Origin of the sequence: Nevskia sp., assembly GCF_051860985.1 — a bacterium.
In the GTDB taxonomy this organism is placed as follows: Bacteria; Pseudomonadota; Gammaproteobacteria; order Nevskiales; family Nevskiaceae; genus Nevskia.
Map to the genome: position 1 here is coordinate 58,614 of NZ_JBIMKV010000003.1, position 17,452 is coordinate 76,065.

Consider the following 17,452-nt stretch of genomic DNA (forward strand, 5'->3'; position numbering starts at 1 on the left):
GGAGACCCGATGATGGCCAACAACCTGCAAGCTCGATCCGGCGCTGCGCCTTTGGGCCGTCGCTTCGCCACCGGTCTGACGCTGACCCTGACGCTGCTGCTGGCCAGTGCACCGGCAGCTCGGCCGGCACGCGCTGCACCGGCAACGCTGCAGACGTCAGCCGACGTCCGCATCATCAAGCCACTCAAGGTCACGCCGACCCAGGATCTGGACTTCGGCTCGCTGGTCGTCGCCAACCTGAACGTGCTGGGTGGCGCCCGCCTGACCCTGTCGCCATCCGGCAACGCCAGCGCCACCGGAGGTCTGCTCACCGTCTGGCTCGCCGCTGGCCGCCATCCGGGCGAGGCCAAGGTGGCCGGCGAGCCGCAGCTGGCCTACGTGGTCAGCGCGCCGGCGAGCATCGACCTGAAATGGGGCAAGAACCTGCTCAGCGTCGAAGACTTCCGCTTCTCGTCGTCGACCAAGGGCGGCAGCGGCGGCAATGGCTACCTGGCCCAGCTCAACGGTTCCGGCAACGACGTGCTGGCGATCGGCGGCACGCTGGTCTTCCCGCCCAGTCTGGTGGGGCTGCTGCTGACACTGCTCAGCAAGTCACTGTCGGTGACCGTGCCGGTCACCGTGCAGTACCAGTAGCCGGGCGCCGGCAACGTCCGCCGCCACCCGCCTAGCCGGCCTGTGTCAGCGGGTCCAGCGTCCGTAACGCTACCGACAGGCCGGCGAAGTCCCGCGCGCCGGCTGCCTGCAGTTCAGCGAGCCGCGCCTGCGCGAATGCGGCGGCGCGTTCGTGACCAGCGAACCAGGCGCTGATGCGGGCCTCGGCATCGTCGCCGTCGACGGCCAGCACAGCAGCCGTGATCCGGCGATGCTGGCGCCAGGCGTCGTCGCGCAGGTTGACCCGTGACAGCGCCTGCCACTTGCCGGCGGTCGGCAGATCGTTGATCGCCGACAGCAGCCACAGCAGGCGGAAGCGCTCGCCGACGCGGAAGTACACCGCCGCTGCCTCGGCCATGCCGACGCCGGCCTGTTCGGCCAGTTCGGCAAGATCCAGCGCTGCGCCCAGCGCCCGCATGTGGGCCAGCCGCCGCGCCAGCGCTTCGGGCAGGCCGTCGTCGAGCATCGCCGTCAGGCTGCGCGTCCAGTCCTCGCGGTAGCCGGGTGGCAGCACCTCGGGCAGCAATGTCTGCAGTTCCGCCACCGGGCCGGCAAAGCGTTCGACCGCCGCCGCCACCGGCTGCGTCGCCCAGCGGCTGGCGGCCAGCCAGCCGGTGACGTGCTTGAGCAGGCCGATCGCCAGGTTCATCAGCCGGTACTGCACGGCGGCCGGCACCTGCAGATCCAGCGCCTCGACGCCGCGCCAGTAAGCATCGCCGCCGACCACCTCGTGCGCGGTGGCATAGGCCTTCACCAGTTCGGCGCGGCCGAGGCCGTGGTCGTCGGCCCACAGCTGGGCGAAGCCGGCGCCCATGCGATTGACCAGCGCGTTCGACAGCACCGTGGCGATGATCTCGCGACGTAGCGGATGGGCCACCAGCGCCTCGCGATAGCCGCCGACCAGCGGCTGCGGAAAGTTCGCCAGCAGATCGCGCGTGAAGAACGGATCGTCCGGCACCGTCGAGGCCAGCACGGCGTCGTACAGCGAGATCTTCGAATAGGCGATCAGCACGCTCAGCTCCGGCCGCGTCAGGCCGACGCCGGCGGCGCGACGACGCTTGATCTCGTCTTCGTCCGGCAGCCCTTCGAGTGCGCGATCGAGCCGGCCTTCGCGTTCCAGCATGCGCATCAGCTCGGCGTGGTCGTCGAGCCGGGCGGCAGCGTTCTGCTGCAGCAGGCTGATGGCCTGGCTCTGCACCTCGTTGTCGCGCAGCACGAAGCGGGCGATGTCCTCGGTCATCGAGGCCAGCAGCGGATCGCGATCCTCGCGGCGCAGCAGCCCGGCGGCCACCAGCGGCGCCAGCGCGATCTTGATGTTGACCTCGCGATCGGAGGTATGGACACCGGCGGCGTTGTCGATGGCATCGGTGTTGATCCGGCCGCCACCGATCGCGCCGTTCTGGGCGTACTCGATGCGGCCGGCCTGGGTGAAGCCGAGGTTGCCGCCCTCGCCGACCACCTTGCAGCGCAGCGCGCCGCCGTTGACGCGGATCGCGTCGTTGGCGCGGTCGCCGACGTCGGCATGGCTCTGCAGGCTGGCCTTCACGTAGGTGCCGATGCCGCCGTTCCACAGCAGGTCGACCGGTGCGGTCAGGATCGCGCGGATCAGCGCCGCCGGGGTCAGCGACTGCGCCTCGATTCCCAGCACCGCGCGCGCCTCCGGACTCAGCTCGATGTGCTTGGCGCTGCGCGGATAGACGCCGCCGCCCCGGGACATCCGTTGCGGGTCGTAGTCCGCCCACGACGAGCGCGGCAGCTCGAACAGCCGGCGGCGCTCGGCAAGGCTGATCGCCGGGTCCGGGTCAGGATCGAGAAAGATGTGGCGATGGTCGAAGGCGGCGACCAGCCGCAATACCGGCGACAGCAGCATGCCGTTGCCGAACACGTCGCCGCTCATGTCGCCGATGCCGACGACGGTGAACGGCTGGCGCTGGATGTCGATCCCCGGGGTCATCTCGCGGAAGTGCCGCTTCACCGATTCCCAGGCACCGCGCGCGGTGATGCCCATGCGCTTGTGGTCGTAGCCGGCGCTGCCGCCGCTGGCGAAGGCATCGCCCAGCCAGAAGCCGTACTCGGCCGATACCGCGTTGGCGTAGTCGGAGAAGGTGGCCGTGCCCTTGTCGGCGGCCACCACGAGGTAGGGATCGTCGCCGTCGTGGCGCACCGTGAGCGCCGGCGGCACGACCGCTGCGCCGACACGGTTGTCAGTCAGATCCAGCAGGCCGCGCAGGAAGCTGCGGTAGCAGGCGATGCCTTGGGCCAGCCAGGCGTCGCGCTGCGCCGGGTCGACCGGCTTCTTGACCACGAAGCCGCCCTTGGCCCCGACCGGCACGATCACCGTGTTCTTGACCTGCTGGGCCTTCATCAGCCCCAGCACCTCGGTGCGGAAATCCTGCCGCCGATCGGACCAGCGCAGCCCGCCGCGCGCCACCCGGCCGCCGCGCAGATGCACGCCTTCCACCTCCGGCGCATAGACCCAGATCTCGAACATAGGCCTCGGCTGCGGCAGTTCGGGAATCTTCGATGGGTCCAGCTTGAGGCTCAGCCAGCGCTTCGGCTGGCCGTCCGCCGTGGTCTGCCAGGCGTTGGTGCGCAGGCTGGCGTTGATCACCGCGACGAAGGCGCGCAGCACCCGGTCGGCATCAAGGCTGGCCACCTCATCCAGCGCCTGGTCGATCGCCTGGGCATGGCCGGCCGCTGCGCCGCTGCGGCTGTCGGCGTCGAGCGCAGGATCGAAACGGGCCTCGAAAGCCGCGACCAGCCGCTGCGCAATCGCCGCGTGCTGGGCCAGGATGTCCTCGATGTACGACTGGCTGAACGGCAGGCCGGTCTGCAGCAGGTACTTGGTCAGCGCCCGCAGGAAAGTCACCTGCCGGGCGTTCAGGCCGGCGCCGAGCACCAGGCGATTGAGCCCGTCGTTCTCAATCTCGCCGCGCCAGACGGCCAGCAGCGCGGCCTCGAAGTAGGCGGCCTGGCGCTCGGGCGGCAGCTCGCAGCCGCCGTGGGTGACATCGAACACCTGCAGCCACTGGCGGGCACCGTCGCGCGGACGGATTTCGGTCGGGTCCTGGCGGGTGATCCGGAAGCCGAAGTTCTCCAGCGTCGGCAGCACGTCGGACAAGGCAATCGGCTGCTCGACCGTGTACAGCCGCAGGCCGGTCGGCCGCGCCCGGCCGTCGTCGCCGACGCTCACCTCCAGCCGCACGGCCAGCGCCGGCACGTCCTCGCGCGTCGCGTCGGCCGTGCCGGCGGTGGCCGGCGCGAGGCCGGCCAGCACGCGGACATCGGCGGCGGCCGCAGCCGCGCTGGCGACTTCGGCGTAGGACAGCGGGAAGGCATCGGCATAGCGGCCAGCCAGCATCGGCTGGTCGAGCAGCGCGTCGCGCAGCTGCTCGCGCCAGCTGCGGGTTTCGGCGATCACCCGCGCTTCGACGGCGGCCGCATCGAGTCCGATCGTGGTGCCGGCCGGCGTGCGCACGATCAGGTGCAGGCGAGTCAGGTCGCCGCGTACCGCCTCGACATTGCGGTCCAGCGCCGTGCCGCCGCAGATCGCCATCAGCGCGCGGCCGATCGCGTCGCGCAGTTCGCGCGAATAGCGCTCGCGCGGCAGGTAGACCAGAAACGAGTAGAAGCGGCCATAGCGGTCGCGGCGCATGAACAGGCGCAGGCCGTGCCGGTCGCGCAGGGCGCGGATGCCGCGACACAGCTGGAACAGCTCGTCCTCGTTGGACTGGAACAGCTCGTCGCGCGGCAGGCCGTGGAGGATGTCGCGCAGCTTCTTGCCGGAGTGCGACTGCTCGCCGAGCCGCGAACGGGCGAGCACGTAATCGGCCTTGGCGCGCACCAGCGGAATCTGCCGCGGCCGGTCGACATAGGCCTCGGTCGAGAACAGGCCCAGCAGCCGCACGGTGCCGACCAGCGCACCGTCCGCATCGAAGCGCTTCACCGAGATCACATCCATCAGCTCGGCGCGGTGGATGGTCGAGCGCAGATTGGCCTTGGTGATCACCACCAGCCGGGTCGAATCGGCGTACTTGTCGAGCTCCGCCTGCGGCGCCACCAGCTCCTGCGCCAGCCACGGCGAATCTGCGCGCAGCAGGCCGAGGCCGGACGCCGCTTCGCGCCGGAAATGCAGGCGGCCATCGGCGCTGCGCTCGGCCTGACTGTCGACCGCGCCGAGGAAGGTGAAGTGACGATCGGCCAGCCAGTCGAGAAAGGCGCGCGCCTCGGCGTAGTCGGCCGCCACGCCGCCGGGCGGCACGCGGGCCAGCTCGGCCGCCAGCGACCGGGTGCGCGCCAGCAGCGCCGGGAAATCGTCGACCACCTGCTGGACGTCGCCAAGTGCGGCCCGGCAGTCCGCTTCGAGGCGCGCGTAGGCGTCCTCCGACGCGAGCGGCTCGAACTCCAGCCGGATCAACGATTCGGCGGCCGCTGCATCGCCGCTACCGTCGTGCACCGCATCGAGCCGGCCATGGGCGTCACGCCCCAGCCGGATCACCGGATGCACGCTCCAGTCGATCGCCGCACCCGTGGCGCGCACGGCGATGCTCAGGGTGTCGACCAGGAACGGCTGGTCGCGGGCCACGGTCTCGATCACCGCCAGCCGCTCGCCAGCGGCCGGCGGCGTGATCCGCACGCGGATCGCATCGCGCGGCCGCTGCTGCGCCAGCGCCAGGTGCTGCCGCGCCATCGCCAGCAGCGCCGCATCGTCGCGCTGGATCAGCGACTCGTAGGTGGCGGTCTCGAAGTAGGCGCGCAGGAACCGGCGGAACAGCCGGGGATCCGCCAGCTCCGTGAAAGTGGACGACGCGGCGCGTGCATCCAGCCGGGCGAGCAGGTCTTCCTGCGCACGGTCGAGGCCCGATTCGGACAGGGACGGCATGGTGCGGGTCTCCTCGGGTGCGGAACGCAGGCAGCGCCCCGCCGCAGGGCCGGAGTATGCCAGCGGCTGCCCGGCGTCCCTCTGCCATCGCTATCGCAGCAGGTGCCGCTCCATGGCATCGGTCGGCGAAGACAGTCCGTCCAGCCGCGACGTGCGGCGCTTCATGAGGCCAGCAGCGCGCTGGACATCGCGCTCGAACCACCGAGCGACCAGCCGCCGTCGACCGGCAGGATCACGCCGCTGACGTAGCTGGCGTCGTCGCTGCACAGCCACTGGGTGACCCGGGCGATTTCCTGCCGGGTGCCCCAGCGGCGCAGCGGCACGCTGTCGGTCCAGGCCTGCGCGGCGGCCGGCGTCGGCGCCAGCCGCTTCATGCCTTCGGTGTCGGCGATCGGGCCGGGCGCGATGGCGTTGACGCGGATGCCCTTCGGTCCCCATTCCATCGCGGCGGTGCGGGTCACCTGATCGATGCCGGCCTTGGCCGCGCAGACGTGGATCTGCATCGGCGTCGGCAGCCAGGACTGCGGCGCGCTGATGTTGACGATCGATGCCCCCGGCTTCTTCAGGTGCGGGAACGCCGCCTTCATGACGTTGAAGCAGCCCAGCAGGTCGATGTCGATGACGGTCTTGAAGCCGTTGGCCGACAGCTGGTCGGCTTCCGACACGAAGTTGCCGGCCGCACCCGAGACCAGCACGTCGATCGCGCCCCATTGCGCCGCCGTTGCCGCCATCGCCGCGTCCAGCGCCTCGATGCTGCGAACGTCGGCGGCAAAGCCGATCGCCTCGCCGCCCTTGGCCTTCAGCGCGGCGACCGCTGCATCGACCTTGTCCTGCTTGCGGCTCAGCACCGCCACCCGGGCGCCGGCCGCGACGAAGCTTTCAGCGATGCCGAAATTGATGCCGGTCGTACCACCGGCGACAAACACCACCTTGTTGCTGAAATTCACGTTGTGCTCCTCGTGCTGGTGCGCGCCGGAATCGCACGCGCTGATGTTCTTGATGATGGTGGGCGAGCAAGGGCTTGCTGGCGGCCGCTCACGTCGGTGCAAGGCACAGCCGGTCGTCGCCGCAGCGTCCAGGACGCGGCGGCCGCACTTTTCGCTCAGCCTGCGGCTGCTTCGGCGCGCGCCTTCAGCGACCGAACAGGCGGCGCTGCGAGATCAGCAGCAGCGGCATGGCGATCAGCTCGATGACGATGGCGAACACCACGAAGCCGTGGCCGACCGCCGACGCCGGGAAACCGAACTGCAGCACCGAGGCCAGCCGGCCGAGGCCGCCGAGAAACACGATCAGCAGCGCGCCGCGCAGGATCGCGGCGTGTCGGGCCAGATCACCCAGGCAGTGCCAGAGCAGCGCGCCAAAGCCGAACCAGACCGCGCCGAGATAGCGGATCTGGCTGTTCAGCAGCGGATCGCCGTACCCCTCTTCAAGCGCCGCGCCGATGGTCTGCTGGGCCTGAAGGCCCAGCACCACGTCGATGGTGCCGGTCAGCAGGGCGATCAGGGCCAGCGCACGGATCGCCGCACGAAATGCCGTCATGGAATGAACTCCGTATCGGGAAGCAGACAGCGCCCGGACAGCCGAGCCGGCCGGGCGGATGCAGGCAGCCGGCACGGCCTGCCCGCCATGAAGCCGCGTATCGGCCAGCGACGGCGGCCTCAATCTGCCAGCAGCACGTACTCGGATTTCGGCGCGCCGCAGGCCATGCACAGCCAGTCTTCGCGTACGTCCTCCCAGCGGGTGCCGGGAGCGATGTTGAATTCCGGCACGCCAAGTTCCTCGTCGTAGATCTCGCCGCACAGCACGCACTGATACTTCCGCCAGGGCTGGGTACTCATGCTTGTTCTCTCCTCGCAGTACCGGCTCAGGCCAGCGTGTAGTTGATCGGGACGTACTTCGGCCCGCAGACGAATTCGGATTCGGCGAACTTGCCGGGCGCAGCCATCGACACCGAGGCCAGCCTCGGCAGCAGCTCTTCCCAGAGGATCTTCATTTCCAGCCGCGCCAGATGCTGGCCGAGACAGATGTGCGGGCCGTAGCCGAAGCCGATGTGGCGGTTCGGCGTGCGCTCCGGATCGAACTTGAACGGCTCGGGGAAAGCGTCCTCGTCGCGGTTGCCGGACACGTACGACAGGTACAGCAGATCGCCCTTCCTGATCTGCTGGCCGCGCAGCACATAGTCCTCGGTGGCCGAGCGCACGAACTGCTGCACGGGGCTGGTCCAGCGGATGGTTTCCTCGACGAAACCCGGAATCAGCGCCGGGTTGTCCTTCACCTTGCGGAAGATGTCCGGGTTCTCGGCCAGGGTCCACATGCCCATCGCCGTGGTCGCCGACGTGGTGTCATGGCCGGCGGTCGAGGCGATCACCAGGTAGCTGATCATGTTGCGTTCGTTCATCGGGCAGCCGCCGACCTTGCCGTTGGCGATCACCGAGGTCAGATCGTTGACCGGGCAGGCCTGCCGGTCGCGGATCATCGATTCGTAGTAGGTCTTGAACTCGCCGTAGACGATGTCCCAGGTCTTGATGATTTCCTGAGGGTCGGTGATGTTCGCGCCCGGCCGGCACAGGTCCGGATCGGCGTAGGTGAATAGCCAATGGGTCAGGTCGAGCATCTTCTGGTGGTCCTGCTTCGGCACGCCGATCAGGGTCAGCACGATTTCCGCCGGATAGCGGAAGGCCAGCTCGGTGGCGAAGTCGGCGCCCTGCCCCTTGGCCAGGAACTCGTCGATGTAGCGGCGTGCCGTTTCCCGGATCTGCGGTTCCAGCTTGGCGATCGCCTGCGGGTAGAAGTGCGGCTGGGTGACGGCGCGATGCTCGGCGTGCTCCGGGTCATCCATGTGCACCAGGGTCTTGAAGATCGTCGGCAGGCCGCCGGTGTAGCTGCGCATCAGCTGCTCGGCCAGCTGCGAGGCCAGGGTCTTCGAGCGGTCGGCGCTGTGGAACAGATGGTCCTGCCGGGTGATCTCGCGAATGTCGTCGTACTTGGTGACGATCCAGTGCGGGTCGTAGCCCGGCACCTCGGCCTTGGCCAGCGGATAGTCCTTGCGCAGCCGCGCAAACAGCGCGTCGATCACTTCGCGCTTGCCGATCCCGAACGTCGCCGGGTTGAACGCCGGGGCAATCAGTTCCACCGGTATGACGGGAGCTGCCATGAGATTTCTCCTTTTCGCACTGGCCACGGCCCGGTTATGAAATCCCGCACCAGAACCGGGCCAGCTCCTGGACAGGTGCCCGAGACCGGGCCCGCTATTTATGCGTTTACCTTAAACGCGTTATTGCGTATAAAACAAACGCATTTTTGCGGTGATCTGCCAACTCGTCGTTAAGTTCTTGAATCCGCGTGCGATTAAACTGCTGCGCCGCTCACGCGACAGACGTCACCGAACTGCCACCATGAAAATGCGGGATCTGGAACTGCGAACCGGGGTCAGCCGAGAGGTGATCCGCGTCTACCTGCGCCACGGCCTGATGCCGGAGCCGCAGCGGCCGAAAGCCAACGTGGCCGACTACGGCGAGGAACACGTGCGCAGCGTGCTGGCGATCCGCCAGTTGCAGAAGGAGAAGCGGCTGCCGCTGGAGCGCATCCGCCGGGCGCTCGACGGCGATACCGACGCGCTGCCGGCCGATGCCAGCGCCTTTCCTCATCTGGACAGCCTCATCGCCGCCCGCGCCGGGGTCAACGACGACCAGCTGCCGCTGGCCTCGCTGGCCGCGCGCAATCCGCACGCCGAAGCCGACGCCCGGGCGCTGGCCTCAGTCGGCGCGATCACGCTCATCGAGCATCCGAGCGGCCTGCAGGTCAGCCGCATCGATGCCCAGCTGATCGGCCTGTGGGCGGAAATGCGGGCCGCCGGCTTCACCGAGGAACTCGGCTTCACGCCGGACATCTGCAGGCTGCATGTCGAGGCCGCCGAAACGCTGGCGCACCAGGAACTGGCGATCTTTCTCGATCGCATGGTCGGCCGGCGGCAGGAAGACCCGACTGCCGACATGGCGCAGGCCGCGCTGACCCACCTGCTGAGCTTCTTCGGACTGGTGCGCCTGAAGACGGTGCTGGCCGACCTGCGCCAGCGCGGCCCCGGCTGAGCGCCAGACTTTCTGCCGGTCGGCGGCAGCGGCGACTCGGGGAAGCTTCCGTCCCCACCCAACAAAGCTCCGACATGAACGAAGCCTGGATCATTGATGCCTGCCGCACGCCGCGCGCGATCGGCAAGGCCGGCAAGGGCGCCTACACCGGCATCCATCCGCAGCGCCTCGGCGCCACCGTGCTCAAGGCACTGGCCGAGCGCAACCGCCTGAACACCGCCGAGGTCGACGACATCATCTGGGCAACCAGCTCGCAGCGCGGCCAGCAGGGCGGCGACCTGGGCCGCATGTCGGCGCTCGACGCCGGCTACGACCCGCGCGCCAGCGGCGTGACCCTGGACCGCTTCTGCGGCTCCGGCATCACCAGCGTCAACCTGGCCGCCGCCTCGGTGCTGTCGGGCATGGAAGACTGCGTGATCGCCGGCGGCACCGAGATGATGTCGAACTACGGCTTCGGCGGTAACGACCTGCCGGCCTTCCTCGACAACGGCAACCTGCACCTGCGCGAACTGCATCCCCAGCCGCACCAGGGCGTCTGCGCCGACGTGGTCGCCGCGCTCGAAGGCATCGGCCGCGAGGACTGCGACCGTCTCGGCTACGTCAGCCAGCAGCGCGCCGCTGCGGCGATCGCCGAAGGCCGCTTCGCGAAAAGCCTGGTGCCGGTCTACCGCGACGACGGCTCGCTGGCGCTGGACCGCGACGAATACCCGCGCGCCGGCACCACGCTGGACAGCCTCGCCCAGCTGAAGCCGGCCTTCGGCGCGTTCGCCGACCGCCCGCTCGACGAAGCCGGCACCACCTATCGCCAGCTGGTGCAGGCGCTCTACCCGGACCTGCAGTTCGAGCCGATCCACCACGCCGGCAACTCCTCCGGCGTCGTCGATGGCGCCGCAGCCCTGCTGCTGGCCTCGCCAGCCTATGCGCGCAAGCAGGGCTGGACGCCACGGGCCCGGGTGATCGCCACCGCCAACGTCGGCGATTCGCCGACCCTGATGCTCAATGCGCCGGTGCCGGCCGCGCGCAAGGTGCTGGCCAAGGCCGGGCTGACGGTCGACGACATCGACCTGTTCGAGATCAACGAAGCCTTCGCCGTGGTCGCCGAGAAGTTCATTCGCGACCTGAAGCTCGATCGCGACAAGGTCAACGTCAACGGCGGCTCGATCGCGCTCGGCCATCCGATCGGCGCAACCGGCGCGATCCTGATCGGCACCGTGCTCGACGAACTGGAGCGCCGCAACCTGCGGCGCGGCCTGGTGACCATGTGCGCGGCCGGCGGCATGGCCCCGGCGATCATCATCGAGCGCCTCTGAAGCCAGCACGGCCGACGATGCGCCTGCTCCGGCAGCAGGCGCATCGTCGGCAGCACGCGCGGGGTCAGGCCCAGCGCGCCAGCGTCAGCACCAGCGCCCAGCCGAGCGCGATCAGCGCGCCGAGCCAGATCAGCAGCGCCGGCCACAGGCCGCTACCGATCAGCAGCACGCCCGGCGCCAGCACCAGCGCGGTCAGCAGCTGTCGTGGCCGGCGTGCCAGTGGCGGTGTGGCGGTGGCGCTGCCGCGCCGGCTGCGCAGGCGCTTGGGATCGCGGTAGCCGATCAGGATCAGCGGCAGCAGGCTCAAGAGCAGCGCGATGCCGGCAGCGGTTGCGGTCAGGCTCATGCGGTCTGCGCGCCTTCAGTGGTGGTCGTGGCAACCGCTTCGGCGGCCGGCGGGCGCGTGGCGCTGCGCAGACACAGCAGCCCGCCCAGCAGCACGGCGATGTCGACCGCGATCACCGTGATCAGGCCCTGCCCGGCCGCCGTGATCCAGCCCGGCCCGCCGGACCAGCCGCGCAGCGCCGGCGTCAGCACCATCAGCACGCCGGTGATGCCGAGCAGGCTGCGGCGCAGCCGGTCGGCATCGCGCAGCCGCCAGGCCAGCAGGCTGGCGACGGCAACGCCAGCGATGAAGCCGGTGTTCTGCGCGGCATGGAGGTCAAGCCCCAGCGGCGGCGCCAGGAAGCGCGCGACCGGCACAGCCGCCAGCGCCAGCGGCAGGCCATAGCCGACCCAGCCGGTGGCGCGCGCCAGCGGCTGCCAGGCCGGCTCGGCGGCGCGCCGGGTGGTCCACAGCAGCAGGCCGGTCAAGGTCACGTATGCGCCGGCAAAGCCGAGCGCGAACCACACGGCCTTGCTCCACAGGCCGGCGAAATTGCCGAAGTGCAGCGGCGCCATCAGCGAGAACAGGTCGTTGCCGAGCGACGGCACCAGACCAAACGTCGGCTTCTGCTGGATGAAAGCACCGGTGGCGCCGTTGTAGGTGTAGGTCGCACCGTTGAGCTTGCCGTCGGGCGCGAACATCGACACCGTCACCAGCGCGTCGGCGCGGCCGTAGTGCTCGATCGACACGAAGCCGGCATCGCCGTCGGCGCGGCGGCGGGCATCGGCCAGCATGGCGTCGAGATCCACGAACGGGGCTGGCGTCGCGTCCTCTTTCGCGGGCGTGCCGACCACGGTTTCGATCATCTTCTGCTGGTCGCCGCCGAAGGCGACCATGGCGATCGCCGGAATGCCGAACGAGCCGGCGAAGCTGAAGAAGCTGCCGGTGAACGCCAGCACGAACGCGAACGGCAGGTTCCAGGTGCCGGCGATCACGTGGGCATCGCGCTGCACCAGCAGTGGCTCGCGATGGCGGCGCAGGGTGAACAGCTCGCGGATCAGGTGGCGGTGCACCAGAAAGCCGGTGACGGCCGCCAGCAACATCGCCAGGCCAAGCACGCCGGTCAGCAGCAGACCCCAGGGGTCCGGCAGGTGCAGGCTGACGTGCAGTTCGACGAAGAAATCAGCCAGCGCCGACGGCAGGTTGCGGGCCCGGATCTCGTCGCTCCAGCCTTCTCGGCGATCGAGCACGGCAAGCGTCGCCGGATCGAGGTCGAACTCCACGCCGCGGTCCATCGGCTGCGCTTCGCCGGCGCGCTGGTCGTGCTTGTGGAAGAAGCTGCGGATGCGGCCGGCGGTGTCCGGGAAGAAGAAGGTGTCTTCGTGGAACTCGGCCGGCACCTCGGCGGCCAGCCGCTTGAGCGCGGCATCGAGCCCGCGTTCGGGCAGCGCGGCGCTGGCCGGTGCCGGCAGCGGCGCCGACCAGGTGCCGATCTCGCTGGCGAACACCGACACCACGCCGGTCAGGATCACCGCGTACAGCAGCAGGCCGAGGCCCACCGCGCTCCAGCCGTGAATGGCCAGCAGTTCCTTGGTGCGGGTCTGCGACAGGGCGATCACGGCGCCGCTCCACCGGCGTCATGACCGCTGCCCTGCCCGGCCGCGTCCGGCGCGGCGAGCAGGTGCCGGGCGATCATTCCGGCATGGCCGGCGACCAGCAGCAGCGCCACCAGCCAGGCGCGGCCAAGCCGGTGGTCGAGCATCAGGTAGAAGAACAGCGCGGCCCAGATCACCGGGAACAGCACGATCGGCAGCACCATGTTGTCGATCCTGGCCGGGCCTTCCGGCAGCCACAGCGCGCCGCCGGTCATCACCAGCGCCGCCGCGATGAAGCAGACCGGCCCGGCCAGGATGCCGCGCAACCAGGCGCGGGGAATGTGCAGCGATGGACGCATTGCAGGTGTCGAGCCCATGGTTCGGATCGGGTGAAAGGAATTCTCGGTTGAAACCAGCGTCTGCCGCGCGCTAGAACCGTGCCCGCAGCGCCAGCACGGCGCTGCGCGGCTCGCCGTAGAAGTTCTGGCGGGCGGCGATGCTGACCTTCTCGTAGTACTTCTCGTCGAGCAGGTTGCTGACCGTCAGGTTGGCGCTCCAGTGCCGGTTCAGCTCGTAGCCGAGCTGGGCCGACAGCACGGTGTAGGCATCGGCGACGAAGCGCACCGGGCTGGCCGCGCTCGGCTGGCTGTAGAACGAACTGACCGCCCGCAGCCCACCGCCAAGGCTCAGACCCTGCAGCGGTCCGCTGTCGACCCGGTACGAGGTCCACAGGTTGCCCGAGTGACGCGGCGTGAACGGCGCGAACGCCTGCCCTTGCTGCGCGGCCGTGCCGACCCGGTGTTCGGTATCGACATTGGTGTAGCCGACGCTCAGGTTCCAGCCGGGCAGCAGCAGGCCGGTCAGCTCGAATTCGAAGCCCTGGCTGCGTACCTCGCCGGACGGCACCGACAGCCGCGAGTCGTTGGGATCGGCGATCGCACGGTTGCGGTCCTCGAGCCGGAACAGCGCGAACTGGGCCACCAGCCGCTGCTGCAGCAGCTCGGCCTTCAGGCCGGTCTCGTACTGCCGGCCGGTGCGCGGCTTGATCTGCTCGCCACTCGCCTGCACCGCGTTCTGCGGCTGGAAGATGTCGGCGTAGCTGGCGTACAGCGACAGCGGCTCGATGAGGTCGTAGATCACCGCGAAGAACGGCGTCAGCTGGCCGTCGACCGCATAGTCGGAAATCGACGCGCCGGTGCCGACGTTCCGGCTGCGCGACTGCCACCAGCTGATCCGGCCGCCCGCCACCAGGGTCAGCGGATCGAGCACCCGCGCCCGCAGCTGCGCGTAGCCGCCGAACTGCGTGGTGTCAGTCTTGTCGGCCGCCGTGTACGGCATCGCCGGCTCGCTGATCGCATGGTCGGGATCGAAGACATCCTGGCGCGTGACGTTGGTGAAGGCCGAGGTGTAGTTGTTCTGCTCCTGGTCACGCCAGTTGGCGCCGACGATCAGGTTGTGGGTATGGCCGCCAAGGTCGAACGGCAGGCTGGCATAGGCATCGGCGCTGAGGTTCTGGCGGTCGGCGGTGTAGACGCCGGTCTGGATCGCCGTTTCGCCCTCGGCGTCGATCGCGCTGTTGGCGCGCGCCACCTTGTAGAGCATGCGGCGATCGAGGCGGCGGACCGCGAACTTCAGCTCGCCGCCGCCGTCCAGCCGGTGTTCCAGTTCGACGAACAGGTCCTCGGTCTTCGGCACCAGCTCGTTCCAGTCGGCACCGATGAAGGTCGATCGCGGCACGTCGACCAGCCGGCCATCGAGGTAGGCCGGCAGGCCCTGGTTGATGACCGAATCGACGCGCTGCAACAGGCCGCCGACCGACACCGTGGTGCCGGGCGCCAGGTCGTACTCGATCGTGCCGTAGCCGGTCTTCTTCTGGGCGTTGATGACGTCGATGTAGGAATCGCGCGTCTCGTGGACGACCACGCCGCGCGCCCGCAGCGCGCCGTCGGCGGTCAGCGGCGTGCTGCCGTCGACTTCGGCGCGATACAGATCCCAGGAGCCGACCGTGACCGCGCCGCTCAGCGCCGCCTTCGGCAAGGCGCGCTTGCGGACCAGGTTCAGCGAGGCGCCCGGTTCGCCGGCGCCCTGGAACAGCCCGCCCGGACCGCGCAGCAGTTCGATGCGCTCGTAGACCGCCGGATCGGTGTCGACGATGTTGCCGGAACTGCCGAACGGCAGACCATCGAGCTGGATCGAGTCGACCTGATAGCCGCGCACGAAGTAGCTGTTGAACAGCCCCGCCGCGTCAAAGCGCTGCACGGTGACGCCGGTGGTGAATTTCAGGGCTTCGGCGATGTTGACGATGTTCTGGTCATCGAGCCGCTGGCGGGTGACGACGCTCGCCGACTGCGGCGTCTCGCGGATCGACTGCGCGGTCTTGCCGAGGCTCAGGTCGCCGACATAGCCGTCGTCGGGCCGCTCGGCCGTGACCTGCACCGGCGCCAGCGTGACCGCCGTTTCGGCAGCCGTCGGCGGCGCCGTCTCGGCGGGCACTTCAGCCGGGTCGGCGGCGGCGGTCTCGGCCAGCACCGGTCCGGCGGCGGATGCCAGCAGCACGGCAAGGCTCAGGGTCTTGTTCACGCTCACGTCGGTCAGCGTCCTTCTGGGCAGGTGGCTGGCTGGCGAAGGGCTGGCTGGTGGAGGAATGGCGACGGCGGGATGCCGTCGCAGGAGCGAAATCAGAGGGAATCGGCAATGTGTGTGACCGGCGAAGTGGCCAGGGGCTGCGCGCCAGACGCTGCAGCCACAGCGGGCGCCAGCTCAGCGTGAAGGCCAGCAGCGGTGCGGCGACGCTCAGCTGCAGCAGCCACAGCACGACGCCGAAGGCCACGCCGTCGCGCGCCAGGCAGGCGGCCAGCGACAGGGCCAGCGCGAAGCCGGCCAGCCCCCGCCGGGCGCGACGATGTGGCGGCTGCTGGCCGTGTCCAGGCAGCACCTGTTGCCAGTGCCGCGACTGGCTCAGCGCCAGCAGCGCGAAGCCGGCGTAGGCCGCCGCCAGTGCGGCCAGCAACAGCAGGCCGTCAACCATGCTTCACCTGGCCGATCGGAGCGGCTGGCGATCCGTCGCGCAGCCAGGCTGGCCGGTCGCGCAGGCGCCACCGCGCCAGCCCGGCGCCGGCAGCGGCCAGCAGCAGCACGGCATCCATGCCGAGCGCGGCCTGCTGCGCCGGCACATCGGTGAACAGCACCACACCGGTGGCGCGCACATCCAGCAGCGCGGCCAGCGCCGACAGCAGCGCGATCACGGCGGTCTGCTCGCGCCAGCCCTGACGCGGCCGCCCGGTGGCGTGCGCGAAGCCGGCCAGCCAGGCCGCGTAGAAGACCCGCACTTCGAGCCCCGCGCGATCCACGCCCAGCCACTGCGCGTCCGGTGGCAGCAGCTGGTTGGCCACGAAGAACGCCAAGGTCGCGATGACGATGCCGGTGACGCTGCCGATGGTCAGCGCCTCGACGATCCGCACGCCTTTCAGGCCCTTCTTCAGATGGCTGGCCCGACGCGCCTCCAGCCAGAACAGGAAGCCGGTGGCGATCATCACGCAGCCGCTCAGGCCGAGCAGGAAATACAGGCCGCGCAGCGCCGCGTGGCGGAACTGCACCAGATGCAGACCGCTGAGCAGGCGCTGGAACGACATCACCGGCGCCGCCTCGAAGCGGCTCAGCACGGCGCCGGTGGCGCCATCGAAATAGATCTGGTCGAGGTTCATCCGCAGGTCGTCGGCCGCGCTGCGGCGCAGCTCGACCACCGCCCGCGCATCGCTCGGATGGTGGACCCGCAGCGTCGACACCTGGCCGCCCCGCCACTGCTGCTGCGCGTGAGCGACCATCGCGTCGAGCGACGCCAGCGATCCCGGCCGGCCGGCCGGCTCGCGGCTGTAGCGGCCGTAGGCCTCGTCGGTGAACGCCTGCTGCGCATCGGCCGCGTCGGCGTAGGCGGTCAGCGGCGCCATCGGGAAATAGATGCCCATGAAGATGATCAGCCCGGACAGCACGATCAGCAGGTGGAACGGCAGCGCCAGCACGCCGCTCAGGTTGTGCAGATCCAGGCTGGCGCGCTGCAGCGACTTGCGCGGCCGGAACAGGAAGAAGTCGGTGATGAGCTTGCGGTGGATGACGACGCCGCTGACCAGCAGCACCAGCATCGCCATCGCCGCCAGGCCGACGAGCCAGTAGCCCAGCTGCCGCCACTTGATGTGCAGCATGTAGTGGAACGGATACAGGAAGCCGGTGCCGCCGAAGCTGCCCGGATCGGCCAGCAGCAGGCCGCTGGCCGGATCGATGTCGCGCCGCTGGCGCTGGCGATCGGCGTCCTGGTACTGCAGGCGGATCACCGGCGTCCGCGTACTCGGCAGGCTGATGCTCCACTGCGGCGAGTCGGCGGCCAGCTGTTGCAGCACCGGCACCACGTCGCGATCCAGCGACACCGGCGCAGTGGCTGCCGCCAGCCGGGTGGCCGGCATCATCCAGCGGTCGATCTCGCGATCGAACACGCTCAGCGAGCCCATCCAGAACATCGCGAACAGCAGGCTGCCGAGCAGCACGCCAGCCCAGGTGTGCAGCCAGCTCATCGATCGTCGGAAGGTTTCGGCCATCGTCTCGGGTAC

Annotated in this window: 14 protein-coding genes; 3 read left to right on the plus strand and 11 right to left on the minus strand. The window is 69.7% G+C overall.

Annotation, left to right across the window (positions count from 1 at the left end; all coding sequences use genetic code 11):
* Positions 1–9 precede the first annotated feature (9 nt).
* Positions 10–633, plus strand: coding sequence for a DUF4402 domain-containing protein (locus ACTIGJ_RS03920; protein ID WP_439638979.1), 624 nt, complete (start codon positions 10–12; stop codon positions 631–633).
* A 31-nt stretch (positions 634–664) separates the two neighbouring features.
* Here the strand turns inward: ACTIGJ_RS03920 and ACTIGJ_RS03925 are convergent, their stop codons facing one another.
* The 5 genes from ACTIGJ_RS03925 to ACTIGJ_RS03945 all read right to left on the minus strand — a co-directional run bounded on the left by ACTIGJ_RS03925 (position 665) and on the right by ACTIGJ_RS03945 (position 8,687).
* Entirely contained in the window at positions 665–5,533 is a 4,869-nt protein-coding gene (locus ACTIGJ_RS03925; RefSeq protein ID WP_439638980.1) for an NAD-glutamate dehydrogenase, read from the minus strand.
* A 161-nt stretch (positions 5,534–5,694) separates the two neighbouring features.
* The gene (locus tag ACTIGJ_RS03930; RefSeq protein WP_439638981.1) at positions 5,695–6,480 is read right to left on the minus strand and encodes an SDR family oxidoreductase; all 786 of its coding nucleotides are present in this window, start codon (positions 6,478–6,480) and stop codon (positions 5,695–5,697) included.
* A gap of 184 nt (positions 6,481–6,664) precedes the next feature.
* The gene (locus ACTIGJ_RS03935; protein ID WP_439638982.1) at positions 6,665–7,072 is read right to left on the minus strand and encodes a DUF4345 domain-containing protein; all 408 of its coding nucleotides are present in this window, start codon (positions 7,070–7,072) and stop codon (positions 6,665–6,667) included.
* A 119-nt stretch (positions 7,073–7,191) separates the two neighbouring features.
* A complete protein-coding gene (locus ACTIGJ_RS03940; RefSeq protein WP_439638983.1) occupies positions 7,192–7,371 on the minus strand; it encodes a rubredoxin in 180 nt (59 codons plus the stop codon).
* A gap of 26 nt (positions 7,372–7,397) precedes the next feature.
* Positions 7,398–8,687: a cytochrome P450 gene (locus ACTIGJ_RS03945; RefSeq protein WP_439638984.1), complete on the minus strand. Its 1,290-nt coding sequence runs from the start codon at positions 8,685–8,687 to the stop codon at positions 7,398–7,400.
* A 241-nt stretch (positions 8,688–8,928) separates the two neighbouring features.
* Between ACTIGJ_RS03945 and ACTIGJ_RS03950 the strand changes: the two genes are divergently transcribed.
* Both ACTIGJ_RS03950 and ACTIGJ_RS03955 read left to right on the plus strand, forming a co-directional pair.
* Positions 8,929–9,621, plus strand: coding sequence for a MerR family transcriptional regulator (locus ACTIGJ_RS03950; RefSeq protein ID WP_439638985.1), 693 nt, complete (start codon positions 8,929–8,931; stop codon positions 9,619–9,621).
* A gap of 74 nt (positions 9,622–9,695) precedes the next feature.
* The gene (locus ACTIGJ_RS03955; RefSeq protein ID WP_439638986.1) at positions 9,696–10,931 is read left to right on the plus strand and encodes an acetyl-CoA C-acetyltransferase; all 1,236 of its coding nucleotides are present in this window, start codon (positions 9,696–9,698) and stop codon (positions 10,929–10,931) included.
* Between the two features lie 64 nt (positions 10,932–10,995).
* On the opposite strand, the gene ACTIGJ_RS03960 is transcribed toward ACTIGJ_RS03955, so the two are convergent.
* The 6 genes from ACTIGJ_RS03960 to ACTIGJ_RS03985 all read right to left on the minus strand — a co-directional run bounded on the left by ACTIGJ_RS03960 (position 10,996) and on the right by ACTIGJ_RS03985 (position 17,440).
* Entirely contained in the window at positions 10,996–11,277 is a 282-nt protein-coding gene (locus ACTIGJ_RS03960) for a hypothetical protein (RefSeq protein WP_439638987.1), read from the minus strand.
* On the minus strand, positions 11,274–12,875 hold the full coding sequence (locus ACTIGJ_RS03965) for a PepSY-associated TM helix domain-containing protein (protein ID WP_439638988.1): 1,602 nt from the start codon (positions 12,873–12,875) through the stop codon (positions 11,274–11,276). Before ACTIGJ_RS03965 ends, ACTIGJ_RS03960 begins: the two co-directional genes overlap by 4 nt.
* Complete coding sequence (locus ACTIGJ_RS03970) at positions 12,872–13,210, minus strand: hypothetical protein (protein WP_439638989.1); 339 nt, start codon at positions 13,208–13,210, stop codon at positions 12,872–12,874. Before ACTIGJ_RS03970 ends, ACTIGJ_RS03965 begins: the two co-directional genes overlap by 4 nt.
* A gap of 70 nt (positions 13,211–13,280) precedes the next feature.
* Complete coding sequence (locus ACTIGJ_RS03975; RefSeq protein ID WP_439638990.1) at positions 13,281–15,437, minus strand: TonB-dependent siderophore receptor; 2,157 nt, start codon at positions 15,435–15,437, stop codon at positions 13,281–13,283.
* Complete coding sequence (locus tag ACTIGJ_RS03980; RefSeq protein ID WP_439638991.1) at positions 15,346–15,879, minus strand: DUF3325 domain-containing protein; 534 nt, start codon at positions 15,877–15,879, stop codon at positions 15,346–15,348. Before ACTIGJ_RS03980 ends, ACTIGJ_RS03975 begins: the two co-directional genes overlap by 92 nt.
* The gene (locus ACTIGJ_RS03985; RefSeq protein ID WP_439638992.1) at positions 15,872–17,440 is read right to left on the minus strand and encodes a PepSY-associated TM helix domain-containing protein; all 1,569 of its coding nucleotides are present in this window, start codon (positions 17,438–17,440) and stop codon (positions 15,872–15,874) included. The genes ACTIGJ_RS03980 and ACTIGJ_RS03985 overlap by 8 nt, the downstream gene beginning before the upstream one ends.
* Positions 17,441–17,452: the final 12 nt, after the last annotated feature.

Coding starts and splice junctions, on each gene's coding strand:
- ACTIGJ_RS03945 (WP_439638984.1), bottom strand. CDS start 8,687: ATGGCAGCTCCCGTCATACCGGTGGAACTGATTGCCCCGGCGTTCAAC.
- ACTIGJ_RS03925 (WP_439638980.1), bottom strand. CDS start 5,533: ATGCCGTCCCTGTCCGAATCGGGCCTCGACCGTGCGCAGGAAGACCTG.
- ACTIGJ_RS03955 (WP_439638986.1), top strand. CDS start 9,696: ATGAACGAAGCCTGGATCATTGATGCCTGCCGCACGCCGCGCGCGATC.
- ACTIGJ_RS03980 (WP_439638991.1), bottom strand. CDS start 15,879: ATGGTTGACGGCCTGCTGTTGCTGGCCGCACTGGCGGCGGCCTACGCC.
- ACTIGJ_RS03985 (WP_439638992.1), bottom strand. CDS start 17,440: ATGGCCGAAACCTTCCGACGATCGATGAGCTGGCTGCACACCTGGGCT.
- ACTIGJ_RS03970 (WP_439638989.1), bottom strand. CDS start 13,210: ATGCGTCCATCGCTGCACATTCCCCGCGCCTGGTTGCGCGGCATCCTG.
- ACTIGJ_RS03920 (WP_439638979.1), top strand. CDS start 10: ATGATGGCCAACAACCTGCAAGCTCGATCCGGCGCTGCGCCTTTGGGC.
- ACTIGJ_RS03935 (WP_439638982.1), bottom strand. CDS start 7,072: ATGACGGCATTTCGTGCGGCGATCCGTGCGCTGGCCCTGATCGCCCTG.
- ACTIGJ_RS03940 (WP_439638983.1), bottom strand. CDS start 7,371: ATGAGTACCCAGCCCTGGCGGAAGTATCAGTGCGTGCTGTGCGGCGAG.
- ACTIGJ_RS03950 (WP_439638985.1), top strand. CDS start 8,929: ATGAAAATGCGGGATCTGGAACTGCGAACCGGGGTCAGCCGAGAGGTG.
- ACTIGJ_RS03960 (WP_439638987.1), bottom strand. CDS start 11,277: ATGAGCCTGACCGCAACCGCTGCCGGCATCGCGCTGCTCTTGAGCCTG.